This is a genomic window from Spirosoma knui, assembly GCF_054780635.1.
In genome coordinates this window covers 92,430-108,063 of the sequence record NZ_BAAGVY010000008.1, presented here as the reverse complement: position 1 = coordinate 108,063, position 15,634 = coordinate 92,430, and the positions used below count along the sequence as shown (strand labels likewise).

The following is a 15,634-nucleotide window of genomic DNA, read 5'->3' as shown; positions in this document are numbered from 1 at the left end:
CCAGGATAAACTTCTCTTCGAGGGGAGGCTGGGAGGGATACAGCACAGGATTGTATCAACATAAAGAGAGCCAGCCAGGATAGCCTGGCTGGCTCTCTTGTGTATCTACTGTGGTTTTAAACGTACTAAACGGCTTCGATCATCGATACGGCTTTCGCTTCCAGCAGTGTTTCGCCCATCAGGTAGCAGTCGGCAGCGCGGGCCGCTTCGCGACCTTCGGAGATGGCCCAAACAACCAGCGACTGTCCGCGACGCATATCGCCCGCGGCAAATACTCTTGGATTGGTTGAGGACTGATAATCCTTTGTTTTTACGTTGCCCCGTTCGTCATACTCAAGTCCTAAGTCATCGAGCAAGCCGTTGTGTTGTGGGTGCAGGAATCCAGCCGCCAGCAGGGCCAGTTCGCAGGGAATATCGCGCTCTGAGCCTGGAAGCTCAACCATCTGCATTTTACCGTTCTCGTTTTTCCAGGTCAGGTCAACGATACGTAACGCTTTCAGATTGCCGTTTTCATCACCAATGAATGCTTTTGTATTAATTGACCAGTGACGTTCGCAGCCCTCTTCGTGCGAAGTGCTGGTCCGCAGCATCATCGGCCAGTTTGGCCAGGGGGTAGATGCTGCCCGATCCTTCGGTGGCATCGGCATCAGCTCGATCTGCGTTACACTCTTCGCTCCGTGGCGGTTTGAGGTACCCACGCAGTCGGAGCCAGTATCACCACCGCCAATCACGACTACGTTCTTGTCAGTCGCCCACAATTCGCCGTCAGCGTATGGAACGCCCTGGTGGTTGACCTGTACCGGGCGGTTGGCAACCCGCTTATTCTGCTGACTCAGGAATTCCATGGCCGGGTAAACCCCTTTCAGGTCGCGACCCGGAATGGGTAGGTCACGGGGTACCGTCGATCCACCGGTTAGCATGACCAGGTCGAACTGTTCCAGCAAATCGTTTGCCTTAATATCAACCCCGACATTTACACTCGTCTTGAACGTAATACCCTCAGCTTCCATAACCGCCAGTCGACGGTCGATGGTCCACTTCTCCAGTTTGAAATCAGGGATACCGTAGCGCAGCAAACCGCCAATCTGATCGGCCCGCTCGAAAACGGTAACGGTGTGACCAGCTTTATTGAGTTGAGCTGCAGCCGCTAAACCAGCGGGGCCGGAGCCAACGACAGCTACGCGTTTACCCGTACGTACTTTTGGTGGTTTCGGCGTAATGTATCCGCGCTCGAACGCCACTTCCGCAATCGATTTTTCAATAAACTCGATGGTAACGGGTGGTTTGTTAATGCCCAATACACACGAGGCTTCGCACGGAGCCGGACAAATACGGCCGGTAAACTCCGGGAAGTTGTTGGTTGAACTCAGGATTTCGTAAGCATAGGCCCAGTTCTGCTCGTATACCGCGTCGTTGAACTCTGGAATAATGTTTCCGAGCGGACAGCCGCTGTGGCAGAAGGGGGTGCCGCAGTCCATACAACGTGCGGCCTGCCGCTGGGAGTCCTGCTCCGAAACCGGCACTTCGATTTCCTTATAATCGTGAATCCGCTCCTGCGGGTCGCGCTTTTTGGGTAGCTCGCGCGCAAATTCTAAAAATCCGGTAGGTTTTCCCATCGTGCCGTGATCAGCAAAATAAGTTATGGCAATTGAGAGACATGCAAGATTGCCTGCTCCTGTTCAATCTTGCGTATTTGATTTAGGGATAAGGTTTCTACTGCAATTGTGCGACCGCCTGCATTCACAAACTCGACCTCAAATCCTTTTTGATTTCCATGTATCAGAGCGACTGTTCCAACGTTACCGCGAAACAAGCCCGCTTCTGGTAAATCAATTAATAAAGCTACCAAATCACGTTCGTTCATCGTTTTAATTCGGATATGCTGTTACCAATTTAGGAATTTCCTCGTCGACAGCAATGAACTAAATGGCTCGTAATGGATAATATTTACCATTCGGACGAGGTAGCTAACCTTCTATGATGTAACGATTGCCGTATTCATTTTCGACAACTCTTGTGATTCCATTCTCCTCGGCAAACCGGACCAACGCAGTTTTTAAGGCTGTCGCATTCGCTTTTGAAAAGCCAACGAGTTCATAAAAAGCTGCCTTGCCTTTGTTTTGAGGATGAGCGTGATCGAGCAGATACTCTATTATTTTTCTGTCAGGAATCGCTGCTCGATCAACATTCGGTAACCTCATGAACTCACCCCTGCGTCACATCCACCACAATATCCTGGTACACTACATTCTTGTCGCGGATCTGATCGGCGAGTGAGATGCCCCGGCTAGCCAACGCCTTTTGGAAGTCGCCAGGCATGACCTTCACGAACTGACCAATGCCGTTCGCCCAGTCCTGAATTAGCGACAGCGCTACGTTACTGGTTGTGTACTGGAAGTGCTTGTCTACGTATTCGCGCACGATAGCCTGATCTTCGTCGGTTAAGGCTTCGAGACTGACCATTTCGGGATTCACCTTCGAGGCAAACGTACCGTCCTGATCCCAGACGTAGGCAACGCCACCCGACATACCCGCGGCAAAGTTGCGGCCGGTCTGTCCTAAAATAATGGCTAAGCCACCGGTCATGTACTCCAGGCCATGATCGCCGACACCTTCGACAACGACTTTCGCCCCTGAGTTACGTACGCAGAACCGTTCGCCGGCCATACCCCGAATAAAGGCTTCGCCCGATGTCGCACCGTAGAACGATACGTTACCGACAATGCTGTTTTCTTCGGGTTTGAACGTAGCGGTTCGGTCTGGGTACACAATCAGTTGAGCCCCGCAGAGACCTTTGCCGAAATAATCGTTGGCATCACCTTCAAGTTCAAGTTTAATACCGCTTGTGCTAAAGGCTCCAAAGCTTTGGCCGGCTGTACCGCGCAACTTAAAGTGAATAGTGCTTTCGGGTAAGCCAGGGCCGCCGTATACCTTCGATATTTCGTTGGACAGCATCGTGCCGATACTGCGATCGATGTTCTGGACGGTAAACTCGGCGTATACCGACTCGGCTGATGTCAAGGCAGGCTGCGCGACGTCGATCAGCTTCCGGTCGAGAACGTCGTCCAGGTAATGGTTCTGCTCTTCCTGCTTGTACAGGGCCACATCAAGGTTGGTAGGCTGCTTATAAAGCAAGGCATCCAGATTGACGTTTTTATATTTCCAGTGCGGCAGATCATTGCGGAGTTTGAGCATCTGTGCCTGACCAACCATTTCGTTGATCGTGCGGAAACCCAGTTCAGCCATGATCTCGCGCAGTTCCGTTGCCAGGAAGGTGAACATATTCACTACGTGCTCCGGCTTGCCCGTAAACAAGGCGCGCAGTTCTTTATTCTGCGTAGCAACGCCTACCGGACAGGTGTTCAGGTGACACTTCCGCATCATAATACAGCCCGTAGCAACCAGAGCTGCGGTAGCTACACCAAACTCTTCGGCACCCAACAGGGCAGCAATGGCTAAATCGCGGCCTGTGCGCATCTGGCCGTCGGCCTGTACCGTTACGCGTCCCCGCAGCTTGTTACGTACCAGCGTTTGGTGGGCTTCGGCTAAACCAAGCTCCCATGGCAGACCCGCGTGCCGGATCGACGACAGGGGAGAGGCACCCGTACCACCATCGTGTCCTGAAATCAGGATGTGGTCGGCATGGGCTTTTGCAACACCAGCAGCAATGGTACCTACACCCGCTTCCGAAACGAGTTTTACACTGATGCGTGCCTCGCGGTTCGCGTTCTTAAGATCAGAAATTAGCTGGGCTAAATCCTCAATCGAATAAATATCGTGGTGGGGCGGGGGCGAAATCAAGCCAACGCCGGGCGTTGAATGGCGCGTCCGGCCAATCCAGTCGTCTACCTTGAAGCCCGGCAGCTGACCCCCTTCGCCGGGTTTAGCACCCTGCGCCATCTTGATCTGCAACTCTTTCGCATTCGTCAGGTAGTAGCTCGTTACACCAAAGCGACCAGACGCTACCTGCTTAATAGCGGAGTTCAGGCTGTCACCGTTTTCGAGTGTCTTATACCGTAATTCGTCTTCGCCACCTTCACCCGAGTTACTCTTGCCGCCGATGCGGTTCATAGCAATGGCCAGCGTAGTATGCGCTTCCCAGGAGATCGAGCCGAACGACATTGCTCCGGTGGCAAACCGCTTGAATATGCTTTCGATCGGTTCGACCTCATCCAACGGAACGGGCGTACCTTTCTTGAATTTCAGCAAGCCACGCAGCGTAATGGCCTTCTGCGTCTGATCGTCAATGAGCTTCGAATATTTCTTGAAGAGCTGATAATCGTTCCGCTGGGTCGACTGCTGGAGCAGGTGAATGGTATCCGGGTTGAAAATGTGTTTCTCGCCCCGCTGTTTCCACTGATAAATACCGCCCACTTCAAGACGAGGAACTGAAACGGGCTTGTCGGGAAACGCTACGCAGTGACGGATCAGAATCTCGCGGGCAATTTCGTCGAGACCCATGCCGCCGATGCGGGAAACCGTACCGGTGAAATACCGACTTACTACGTCTTCATTCAGGCCTAAGCACTCGAAAATCATGGCGCCCTGGTACGATTGCAGGGTAGAGATGCCCATTTTCGAGAAAATCTTTAACAACTCGCCGTTAACGGCTTTTACGTAGTTTTTATAGAGCTTATCGAGGTCGTAGTCAACCTGCAAAAGCCCTTTCTCTTTCATGTTGGCAATCGTTTCGAAGGCCATGTACGGATTCACCCCCGAAGCCCCGTAACCGATCAGCGTAGCAACGTGGTGAGTTTCCCATACGTCGCCCGCTTCCACTACGATACCGACTTTGCCCCGGAGGCCCTGACGAATGAGGTAGTGGTGAATCGCGGACGTAGACAACAGCGACGGAATCGGCGCGTGGCTGGAGTCGATCGCCCGGTCAGAAAGAACCAGAATCGAATACCCGTCCTGAATGGCGTCTTCGGCGTAGCGGCAAATCCGGTCCAGTGCCCGTTCGAGCGACTTGCCCTGGCCGTCGGCGGTGAACAGACAGTTAATCGTTTTCGCCTGGAACTTGGGTTTGTCAATGAACCGCAGCTTGTCGAATTCGGAGGTTGTCAGTACCGGTTGGTCGAGTTCAACCTGACGGCAATGTTCGGGCGATTCGCTGAGCAGATTATACGTAGCGCCAACGAACGAAATCAGCGACATAATCGACCGCTCCCGAATCGAGTCGATGGGCGGGTTCGTCACCTGCGCGAATAACTGTTTGAAGTAATGGCTCAAATGCTGGCTTTGCTCCGACAATACGGCTAGCGGTACGTCGGTACCCATCGAGCCCAGCGCTTCTTTGCCGGTTTCGACCATGGGGGCCAGAATCATCCGCAAATCCTCCGACGTAAAGCCGAAGGCCTGTTGCATCCGCAGGAGCTTAGCCGGGTCGTACGGATTGTAAGAACGAATTGGCGCTTCCAGATCGGAAATCCGAATCTTGTTGGCGTCCAGCCACTCCTGATACGGCTTGCGGGACGACATTTCGGCTTTGATTTCTTCGTCCGATACAATACGGCCCTGCTGCATGTCGACCAGGAACATCTTGCCGGGTTGCAGGCGACCTTTCGAAACCACCTTCGCCGGGTCGATGTCGAGTACGCCTACTTCAGACGCCATAATGACGATGTCGTCGTTGGTGACCCAAAAGCGGGATGGACGCAGGCCGTTCCGGTCGAGCGTCGCGCCGACGATACGCCCATCGGTGAAAGAGATCGACGCGGGGCCATCCCAGGGCTCGATTAAAGCCGCGTGGAACTCATAGAATGCCTTACGGGCGGGGTCCATGTGCTCGTTACCATCCCAGGCTTCGGGAATGAGCATCATCATGACGTGCGGCAACGACCGGCCACTCATGACCAGCAATTCAATAGCATTGTCGAGGTTCGCCGAATCAGACTGGTTCGGGTCGCAGATGGGCAATAGCATGTCCATCTCGTCTTTGGTAAACTTCGACGACTCCAGCAACCCTTCGGCCGCTTTCATCCAGTTGACGTTACCACGTACTGTGTTGATTTCTCCGTTGTGGGCGATGTACCGGAACGGCTGCGCCAGCTTCCACGAGGGGAACGTATTGGTCGAGAAACGAGAGTGCACCACGCCCAGGGCCGAAACCACTTCTTCCCGTTGCAGATCAGGGAAATAAGGCTCTAGTTGAAGCGTAGTTAATTGACCCTTATAGGTAATGGTCCGGCACGAAAGCGACGAGAAATAAAACGTATCGACGCCCGCTACCGTCTCATTGATCAGGCGAGTACTATAATTTCGTAGAATGTAAAGTTTACGCTCAAAATCTTCGGGGTTGTTGATATCCGCTGGGCGTTTAATGAACACCTGCTCCATTTGGGGTTCGCACGAGCGGGAGCCATTGCCCAGATCGCTGTTATTGACCGGCACAACCCGGTAGCAAAGCAACTCCAGGCCCAGCTTTTTCATGTTCCGGTTCAGAATGGCCCGGCACTCTTCCCGTAACCAGACATCCTTCGGAAAATACACCATACCTACACCGTATTCCAGCGCGGGTGGCAGGTGTACACCCAGTTTTCGGGTCTCATCCAGGAAAAACTCGTGCGGAATTTGAATGAGCAGACCAGCTCCATCGCCTGAGTTGGGTTCGGAACCTACCGCGCCCCGGTGCTCCATGCGCCGAAGCATTTGCAGCGCGTCGGCCACAATCTGGTGCGATTTGCGCCCCTTAATGTGAGCGACAAAGCCAATTCCACAGTTGTCGTGTTCAAACTCGGGGCGATACAGGCCTGAATTGCCGGAGTTCTTTAGTGGGTTTTGTTGGTCAACCTGATCAGACATGGTCGTAACAGCGTTGGATGAGGCAGTCGTTTTTAGCATCCCAATTAGGAGAATGTCAAAAAAAGAAAGCTTAAATTAAAAAAATAGAAATTATTAATCCGTCCAGCGGGTAATTAGAATGGGAGATAAGGGCTGGAATAACGAATGTTTGCGACAAAGTCACGCAATATACTACAAAAAAAATTTGGCAAAAATAGGGTTTATCGGAATTATATTGCAGAAGGACTCCTTTGTGAATTTGATTATAGTTGTTCTTGAAAAGTGAATATATTGATGGCTCTTCAAGTGAAAAATTGTCCGCTACCAATAGCATAATAAACGCAAAAAGCCGCTCAATCGAGCGGCTTTTTGCGTTTTCGTGATTCGGCTGGGATTCGAACCCAGGACCCATACATTAAAAGTGTATTGCTCTACCAGCTGAGCTACCGAATCATTTCCCAATTGAAACGGGGTCGTTGTCGTTTGGGAATGCAAAAGTAGGGTTTTGATTTAGTAAGCGCAATAGTTGCCTTAAAAAAAAGTTAACTGCTGCTGTAATGTCACCGCTTCTACAGCCTCCCGAACATCGTGAACGCGCAGGATGGTTGCGCCTTTTGTGAGGGCAATCGTGTTCAGAACCGTCGTACCATTCAGGGCTTTATCGGGTGTCGTGTTCAACGTCCGCCAGATGGTTGATTTGCGGGAGAGACCGACCAGCACCGGTTCGTCGAATATCTGAAAGGAGTCGAGAAGCTGGAGCAGTTCGAAGTTCTGAGCCGGTGTTTTGGCAAAACCGAAACCAGGGTCAAGAATAACATCTTTGTGCCCCAGGGCGCGAAGGTGGGCTAACTGACCGGCCAGTTCGTCGATAACCTCGTTCGTTACGTTGGTATAGTGAGCCAGCGACTGCATGGTCTGGGGCGTCCCCCGCATGTGCATAAGTATATACGGAACCCCCAGCCCGGCGACCGTTGAGAACATCGCGTCGTCCAACGTACCACCCGCCACATCATTGACCAGTGTGGCCCCCGCTTCAACGGCCTGCCGCGCCACCGCTGCCCGATACGTATCAATCGAAATCAGGGTATCTGGCAGCGCAGCTAAAATGGCTTCGATAATCGGCAACACCCGATCGGCTTCTTCGGCTGGACTGACGGGCGAGGCACCGGGGCGGGTCGAATAGCCACCTACGTCCAGAAACGTCGCTCCGTCGGCCAGCATGTTCTGGGCAGTCTCTACGGTTTTATCGAGCGAAATGCGGCTTCCGGCAAAAAACGAATCGGGTGTGCTGTTGAGGATACCCATGACGACGGGCGTAGCTAAGGAAACCAGCCGACCCCGGCAGTTAAGCGTTTTTTTCGTAACTTTCGCCATTAAAAATGTCAGTTAAGCGTCATCCGTAGTCGATGGTAGTCGTGCATTGGTAAACGATCGAGACGACGAATGGCAAGCAATGACACCGAATGATCAGGTAATGACCATGTCCACTACGGAAACCGAATATCGGCAGGTAATTCAACGCTGCAAGGATTTATTTTTAAAAAAGAACCAGGATTATGGTACCGCCTGGCGGATTTTAAGGCTTCCGAGCATTACTGACCAGATATTCATCAAAGCGCAGCGCATCCGAACGTTACAGGAAACCGGCGTTAGCCGCGTTGGCGAAGGCATCGAGCCTGAATTTGTGGGGATTATCAATTACTGCGTTATGGCCCTGATTCAGATGCAGTTGGCTAGCGATTCGCGTACGGATATTCCGACGGACGAGCTGGAGCGCCTGTATGACGCACAGATTGGCCGGGTAATTGACCTGCTGTTTGCCAAAAATCACGACTACGGTGAAGCCTGGCGCGAGATGCGGGTGAGCTCAATGACCGATATTATTCTGATGAAGCTGTTACGTACGAAGCAAATCGAAGATAATCGGGGCAGTACGCTGGTTTCGGAAGGCGTTGAGGCTAATTATATGGATATGATCAACTATGCCGTTTTCTGTTTAATAAAACTGACAAGTCTCTAAATTATCAACTACCTGTCGGGAAGCATCAGGCCATTCCTACTGGTTAATTTCTAGCCTTTATTCAGCAACAACACGTGAATCAAATTACCACTCCACCAAAGGTTAAGACGGGGACTCCACCCATGCTGATTGCGGCTCGGATCGCTAAAGTACTGGTTGGCGTTGTTTTTATCTTCTCCGGCCTAATTAAGTTAAACGACCCGATCGGCACTCAGATAAAATTTGAGGAGTATTTCGAGGTGTTTGCCCAGGACGTACCGTTTCTGCATGATTTCTTCATGGGATTAGTACCGTTCACGCTGGCCATGTCCGTTCTGTTCTGCGCGGCCGAAGTTATCCTGGGCGTAGCGCTGCTGGCTTCGTACAAACCCAAAACAACGACCTGGCTGCTGTTTTTCCTGATTGTATTCTTTACGTTTCTGACGTTTTATTCGGCGTATTTCAACCGGGTAACCGACTGCGGCTGTTTCGGAGATGCCATTAAGCTCAAGCCGTGGACATCCTTCGGGAAGGACGTTGTGCTAACGATTCTGATCCTGTTCATCATTGGCCACCGAAACCGGATTCGTCCCCGGAACACCGGCTGGCTGGTCGGCATTACGACCGTACTGACGCTGGCGCTGGGAATTTATGCCGTTCAGTTTCTGCCCCCGATCGATATGCTGCCGTATGCCGTTGGCAAAAGCATTCCGGCGGGTATGAAGCCATCGGAGCCCCTGCGGTACAAATACATCATGGAAAAAGGCGGGAAAACCACTGAGTTTGAACAGTACCCAGCCGACCAGAGCTACAAGTTCAAAGAAATGGTGCTGGTCAACGAAAGCGCCAAGCCCAAGATTACCGATTACCGCATTTGGAACGACGAAGGTGACTTCACGCAGCAGACGTTTGAAGGCAATAAGTTATTCATCATTGTTAAAACCACGAAGGGAATCGATGCGGGCAGTATCCCCGCTATTCGGGCGCTGGCCGAAGGGTTGAAGGGCTCAGCCGTGTCAACGTATATCCTAACCTCGACCAGCGATGACGAGATCAAGGCGTTCCGGAAAGAATTTCAGATGGAAGAGATTCCATATTATAAAGCCGATGCCACGGTGCTCAAAACCATTATGCGATCGAATCCCGGTACGTGGCTCATGAAAGATGGCGTGGTGCGGGGTAAGTGGCATTATAATACAACCCCAGACGCGGCTGAGGTTAAAAAATTAGTGAATGAGTAATTGAGTGAATGAGTGAATGTAGACTGCTCAGCGTCAGCCATTCACTCATTCACTCAATTACTCATTCGCTCATTGCGAATGAAAAACATCTTCCTGGTTGGAATGCCTTCGTCGGGCAAAAGCACATTAGGTAAGCGTATTTCCGATGTGCTGCATTATCGTTTTGTGGATACCGATAAGCTCATCGTGCGAAATGAGGGGCGCTCCATCGCGACTATTTTCGCCGAATCGGGGGAGGCTTACTTTCGGGAAGCTGAGCGGCAGGTTCTCCGAGCCATACGTCCGGGGGCTAGTCTGGTGGTTTCGACCGGTGGGGGTATGCCCTGCTTCCACAAAAACATGGAGTACATTAATGCAACCGGCGTATCGGTTTTCCTGGATGTGCCGGTGGAGGTGCTGGTACGTCGGATGATGGCCCACGCCCAGGAAGATCGGCCGCTTTACAGCCCAAGCGATCCTGAATTGTTGCAAAGTTTACAGGCCCGCTACGTAGCGCGGCTGCCGTTTTACAGCCAGGCTCATCTGATCGTCTCCGGAGAAACAAATGCCGACGACGTTCTTCAGCGCGTAGGAGCGCTGCTGTGAAGGTGGGTAGTTGCCCGCGAAGTTGTTTAGGGTTTTAAGAGAGCAGTTTCGTCATTCCGACCGCAGGGAGGAATCTTCTACCGATGGAGGTTTTCATACGAGAAGATTCCTCCCTGCGGTCGAAATGACAGAATCACGTTTTCTTCCAACTCAAATGCGCATCAGCAAAGCTTATAGGCGCTCTTCGAATAACTTCAGAATCCGTTTGTATTCATCCATCCAACTGGTTGGTTCTACAAAACCGTGGTCTTCGACCGGGTAAGCGGCCAGTTCCCAATTCTCTTTCTTCAATTCGATCAGACGCTGAGCTAACCGGACAGCATCCTGAAAATGCACATTGACGTCGACCATGCCGTGGCAGATGAGCAGGTGCCCTTTCAGCCCCTCGGCGAAATTGATAGGCGACGAACGACGATACGACAGCGAATCGGTTTGGGGTTCGTTAAGGATATTCGCCGTGTACGGGTGATTATAAGCGGCCCAGTCGGTAACGGGACGTAACGCGGCTCCAGCCTTGAACACATCGGGCGTTGTGAACATGGCCATCAACGTAATGAATCCGCCGTATGAGCCCCCATAAATGCCGATTCGGCTGGCGTCTACTCCGTGATTTTGTACCAGCCATTTTGCGCCGTCAACATGATCGTCGAGGTCTTTGCCGCCCATGTGTCGGTAGATGCCCGTCCGCCAGTCGCGGCCGTAACCCGCGCTGGCCCGGTAATCCAGGTCCAGCACCGTATAGCCCCGGTCAACCAGCAGATTATGAAACATATACTCGCGGAAGTACTGGCTCCACCACTTATGCGCATTTTGCAGATAACCCGCGCCGTGAACGAACACAACGGCTTTGCCGGTAGTTTTCGCGGGCTTGTACAGTCGACCGTAGATCGTCTGACCATCGCGGGACGGTATTGTTACCAGAGTCGGCTCCCGCCAGTCGTAGGCTTTAAACGTATCGGTTAATGAACTCGTCAGTTTGGTTGGGCTGGCTGGCGCATCAATCGGGCTGACATACAACTCCCAGGGCTGATTGGTGGACGAATAGCGAATGGCCAGTCTGGTTTCGTCGGGCGAAAGCGTTACGTCGTTCGCGCCGGTCATACTGGTTAGTCTGGTACGTGGACCGCCCGCGACGGCCATGCGGTAGAAATGCTGTTCGCCGGGATGCACTTCGTTGGTTTGCAGGAAAAACTGGGTTCTGTCTTTGGACAATTGCACCTGCTGCACCTCGAATCTGCCCGATGTCAGTTGTTTCTTTACACCGGTCAATACGTTCACTGAGTACAAGTGCGAGTAACCATCGGCCTCCGACTGGTACCAGAGCGTCTGGTTATCAGCCAGGAAGCTCATGTTGCCCACTGAGTTGGCCGAGCCGATGCCGGGCCCGCCGATCCAGGTATCGTCATGCTGGCGATCGAGCAAGGAGAGTTTTGGCGTTCCGGCCGGGCTTGCGTCCAAGTCAAGGCGCATAATCCAGCGATCTTTGTTGTCGAGCGATCGCACCACTACGACACATAACTTCCCATCCTCCGACCAGACTGGACCGTTGATCACGACGGGACGGTTCTTTTTGCTGGTGTCCGGTTTGCTGGTCGTAACCGTTTTCAGAAACGCTGGCTTGTCGCCGATGCCCGGAATATTCGCTGTGCCCACGGTCCGAACGGTGTCTTTTACGGTATCATACACAAAAAACTCCTGCGTGGGCAACGGAGCGCCTACTTTGGTACGCGCCGGGATATTCTCGGTATAGCCCGACTCCGTTACGTAGTTAGGTACCTGCGCCGTTTTCGCGTTGGCGGCACTTTTGCTGAGCCGGTACGTAACGAAGCGGCCATCCGGGCTAAGCTGCGGATTAACAAGCTGCTTTTCGTCGAGGTAAATTTCTTTCGGGCGTTTCGGGCGGTCCGCTTTCGTGATGCGCTCCCCGGCGTCCTTCTTTTCCTTTCGTTCCTTCAGCACATCCGACAAGCGCAACTGATCCTGCTTCAGAAACTTTTCTTCGTCGGTAAGTTTAGGGTCGGCCTTTTTTGCGCCCGTGCGGAAATCGGTGAGCTGGGTCAGTTCGCCCGTTTGAAGGTGAATGCTGAACAGGTTGGGGCTGCGCCGAAAAATGACCCGTTGCTCATCGCCCGAAAAAAGGGCGTCCGTTTCGGCATCCACCGTGTTCGTTAGTTGACGTGTTCGTCCGGTTTTTACGTCGAGCCAGAACAAATCGCCCTGCCGCTCAAAAATTCGCTGGGTCCGGGCCCGGTTGTAGGCGGCCGTTGGAGCAGCAGGCAGAGCCCGGCGCTCGGCGGGTGTCACCTTCGTTGGCTGCGAGGCCACTAACGCTTTGCCGCGCGGGCTAGCAGTGAACGTAACCTTGTATAACGAGTCGCCTTTGGCTTTTTCACCAACCGGATTCCAGTTAAAATAAAGCGTCCGGGAATCATCGGACCAGAACGGGTTGCTTGGGGAGACACCCATCCAGACCCTGGGGTCTTGCATGATGGTTTCGACGGTGAGGGTGGTGGCGGCCCGGGCGGGAATTTCCACCGGTTTAGGCTGGGCAAGAGCCGGTAATGTTAGCATGGCCAGCGGCCAGCAAAAAAGGCGCTTCATGAGATGATGAGGTAGGCGAATTGGCTAAAAAGTCGGAAATTAAGAAGAAAAGCGGGAAACAAATTAATTTCTGGCAGGGACAAAGCCGCCATCCGCTGGCTCAGTAGATAAGTCAGCGATCAACACTCCTGGCAAGGGGCAGACTCAGACTCGGTTGAGCGGATAAACCAGAGCGGTGTGCATGAGTGGGCAAGGAGGAGTCTCGAGGGTAGCCGTCCGGCAGAATCAGCACCGTTACGTCGGCAAAAAAAGCGGAGAAACCCCACAAAGGGTAGGGCGAAATTCTCGAAAGATGGTATCTTGCCCGACGAAATTAGGATAGATTCAATGCAATACGTTATTCACGCTTATGATCACACCGATTCGGGCGCACTCGACCGACGGGTGGATGTACGGCCTCGTCACCTCGACTTCGTTCGGCAATTGAAAGCAAAAGGTCAGTTTCTGTTCGGTGGTGCCTTGCTTGATCCAGACGGTAAGATGATCGGTTCGATGCTATTACTAGAGCTTGACACGGAAGATCAGCTAACGGAGTATTTACAAACCGATCCGTATGCCGTAGAAGGCGTTTGGGGAAAAATCGACGTAAAGCCGTTTCGCAAAGCCGACGTATAACTCGCCTGCGTTACCGGGAGTTAGGGCAATCTGATCGGATTATTGAGTCTACACTAAGAAAAATAGGAGAAACGGTCGCTCGATTGTTAACGAACTGTGAATTTAGATAAGACAGGACCTAGATCAGGCAATGAATATCCAGTTGCCACCTTACTGGTCTCTTAGTTTATGAATCGGGCACTTTGAATACGATCTGGTAAGCCTAAAATCAGGTTTGTTAATCGAAACAGCGCCCGACAACTCTTGAATACAACTAATTTTGATACACGCAGCGATATTTGACATGGATGGGTTGTTGGTGGATTCGGAACCCCACTGGCGCGCAATGGAACGGGATGTGTTTTCCACCGTCGGCCTACAGTTGACCGATGACGAATGCAAGCAGACGACGGGCATGCCCATTCTGGACGTAGTGAAGTACTGGTATGCACGCGCCCCCTGGCCCGCGGAGGACCAACCCGGCCGACGGCTGGTAGATCTGGCAGAGGCTATCACGGACGGCGTTCACGTGCGGATTGCCAACCTGGCGGAGCCCATGCCCGGCGCCATCGAAGTCCTTGAGTTTTTTGCGCAGCAGGGCCTGCCAGCTGCCATTGCGTCGGCATCGCCCATGAGTTTAATTGAAGTCGTCGTGACCCGGCTGGGGATTCGGGACCTGCTCACGCTCTGGCATTCCGCTACGCTTGAAGCCCGCAACAAACCCGCGCCGGACGTTTATTTAGGCACGGCGCGTAAACTGGGCGTGTCCCCGGCCGATTGCGTAGCGTTTGAAGATTCCGGAAGCGGCCTGCGGTCAGCCCATGCGGCTGGTATGCGTACGATTGCTGTTCCGGCCGCTTTTGAACGAAACGACCCTAAATTTGACCTGGCCGACGTGATTCTGCCTTCATTGACGGCGTTTTCATCAGATACGTTCGACCTATTGCAAGAAACAAGTACCATTCCTAAATCATAACCTGTGCCCAGCACATCGCGATTATTTATGCGTATATACCAGCTCGATGCGTTTACCGATCAGTTATTTGCGGGGAATCCGGCGGCCGTTGTTCCGTTGACGGACTGGCTACCTGATGAACAGATGCAGCAGATAGCGGCCGAGAATAATTTAGCCGAAACTGCTTTCTATGTCAAAACGGAAGGCGACGCCAACTACCACATCCGTTGGTTTACGCCAACTGTTGAGGTCGATTTGTGCGGACACGCTACGTTGGCCGCTGGTTATGTTGCCTTTTATCTCGAGGAGCAACTGGAGCGAGACCAGATCTTTTTCGAGTCGCGCTCGGGTACCCTCAAAGTTTGCCGGAGCGAAGACAACTGGCTGACGCTTGACTTTCCCGTTGATCTGGTGCAGAAAGCCAACGTACAGCCACCGGCACTGTTAACGAGTTTAGAGGAAAAGCCACTGGCTATATTCAAAGGTAAGACCGACTATCTGCTGGTTTATGAAACTCAGGCGCAGGTCGAAGCCCTGGAACCTGATTTTCGGGAGATGAGCACGGTGCCCGCCAGGGGCGTGATTGTCACCGCGCCGGGTGATGCTGATTCGGGCGTTGACTTCGTTTCCCGATTCTTTGGTCCGCAGTCGGGTATCGACGAAGATCCGGTAACCGGCTCAGCGCACACAACCCTGGTGCCGTATTGGGCCGAGCAGCTTGGCAAAGAAGAGCTTACGGCTCGTCAGGTTTCGAAACGGGGCGGGTATCTGCGCTGTAAACTCAACGGCGACCGGGTCGACATCAGTGGGCAGGTACAACTATATCTGACGGGCGAAATCTTACGATAAACCCAAAATCCTTCGGGCAACTACATC

General features: G+C 52.7%; 12 protein-coding genes and 1 tRNA gene. 6 read left to right on the top strand and 7 right to left on the bottom strand.

The window, feature by feature from the left end; translation table 11 throughout:
* Window positions 1–125 precede the first annotated feature (125 nt).
* The 6 genes from ACYVIY_RS17215 to folP form a co-directional block, all read right to left on the bottom strand.
* A complete protein-coding gene (locus ACYVIY_RS17215) occupies window positions 126–1,616 on the bottom strand; it encodes a glutamate synthase subunit beta (protein WP_460977616.1) in 1,491 nt (496 codons plus the stop codon).
* 23 nt (window positions 1,617–1,639) lie between these two features.
* Window positions 1,640–1,864 (bottom strand): DUF4926 domain-containing protein, encoded by a 225-nt coding sequence (locus ACYVIY_RS17210; protein WP_460977615.1) that lies wholly within the window; start codon window positions 1,862–1,864, stop codon window positions 1,640–1,642.
* A 103-nt stretch (window positions 1,865–1,967) separates the two neighbouring features.
* Window positions 1,968–2,201 carry a DUF6883 domain-containing protein gene (locus ACYVIY_RS17205; protein ID WP_460977614.1) on the bottom strand — a complete coding sequence of 78 codons (234 nt, stop codon included), beginning with the start codon at window positions 2,199–2,201 and terminating at the stop codon, window positions 1,968–1,970.
* Window positions 2,202–2,205: 4 nt separating this feature from the next.
* Window positions 2,206–6,804 (bottom strand): glutamate synthase large subunit, encoded by a 4,599-nt coding sequence (gltB, locus tag ACYVIY_RS17200; protein ID WP_460977613.1) that lies wholly within the window; start codon window positions 6,802–6,804, stop codon window positions 2,206–2,208.
* A 359-nt stretch (window positions 6,805–7,163) separates the two neighbouring features.
* A tRNA-Lys gene (locus ACYVIY_RS17195) sits at window positions 7,164–7,236 on the bottom strand.
* Window positions 7,237–7,314: 78 nt separating this feature from the next.
* Window positions 7,315–8,157 carry a dihydropteroate synthase gene (gene folP, locus ACYVIY_RS17190; protein ID WP_460977612.1) on the bottom strand — a complete coding sequence of 281 codons (843 nt, stop codon included), beginning with the start codon at window positions 8,155–8,157 and terminating at the stop codon, window positions 7,315–7,317.
* A 106-nt stretch (window positions 8,158–8,263) separates the two neighbouring features.
* On the opposite strand from folP, the gene ACYVIY_RS17185 reads away from it, so the two are divergent.
* From ACYVIY_RS17185 to ACYVIY_RS17175, 3 genes are all read left to right on the top strand, one after another.
* The gene (locus ACYVIY_RS17185) at window positions 8,264–8,803 is read left to right on the top strand and encodes a DUF1599 domain-containing protein (RefSeq protein ID WP_460977611.1); all 540 of its coding nucleotides are present in this window, start codon (window positions 8,264–8,266) and stop codon (window positions 8,801–8,803) included.
* Between the two features lie 122 nt (window positions 8,804–8,925).
* Window positions 8,926–10,023: a BT_3928 family protein gene (locus ACYVIY_RS17180; RefSeq protein WP_460977787.1), complete on the top strand. Its 1,098-nt coding sequence runs from the start codon at window positions 8,926–8,928 to the stop codon at window positions 10,021–10,023.
* A 78-nt stretch (window positions 10,024–10,101) separates the two neighbouring features.
* On the top strand, window positions 10,102–10,608 hold the full coding sequence (locus ACYVIY_RS17175) for a shikimate kinase (RefSeq protein WP_460977610.1): 507 nt from the start codon (window positions 10,102–10,104) through the stop codon (window positions 10,606–10,608).
* 171 nt (window positions 10,609–10,779) lie between these two features.
* On the opposite strand, the gene ACYVIY_RS17170 is transcribed toward ACYVIY_RS17175, so the two are convergent.
* Window positions 10,780–13,209 carry a prolyl oligopeptidase family serine peptidase gene (locus ACYVIY_RS17170; RefSeq protein ID WP_460977609.1) on the bottom strand — a complete coding sequence of 810 codons (2,430 nt, stop codon included), beginning with the start codon at window positions 13,207–13,209 and terminating at the stop codon, window positions 10,780–10,782.
* A gap of 327 nt (window positions 13,210–13,536) precedes the next feature.
* On the opposite strand from ACYVIY_RS17170, the gene ACYVIY_RS17165 reads away from it, so the two are divergent.
* The 3 genes from ACYVIY_RS17165 (at window position 13,537) to ACYVIY_RS17155 (ending at window position 15,607) form a co-directional block, all read left to right on the top strand.
* Window positions 13,537–13,824 (top strand): YciI family protein, encoded by a 288-nt coding sequence (locus ACYVIY_RS17165; RefSeq protein WP_460977608.1) that lies wholly within the window; start codon window positions 13,537–13,539, stop codon window positions 13,822–13,824.
* Between the two features lie 259 nt (window positions 13,825–14,083).
* The gene (hxpB, locus tag ACYVIY_RS17160) at window positions 14,084–14,779 is read left to right on the top strand and encodes a hexitol phosphatase HxpB (protein WP_460977607.1); all 696 of its coding nucleotides are present in this window, start codon (window positions 14,084–14,086) and stop codon (window positions 14,777–14,779) included.
* Window positions 14,780–14,806: 27 nt separating this feature from the next.
* Window positions 14,807–15,607, top strand: coding sequence for a PhzF family phenazine biosynthesis protein (locus ACYVIY_RS17155; protein WP_460977606.1), 801 nt, complete (start codon window positions 14,807–14,809; stop codon window positions 15,605–15,607).
* Window positions 15,608–15,634: the final 27 nt, after the last annotated feature.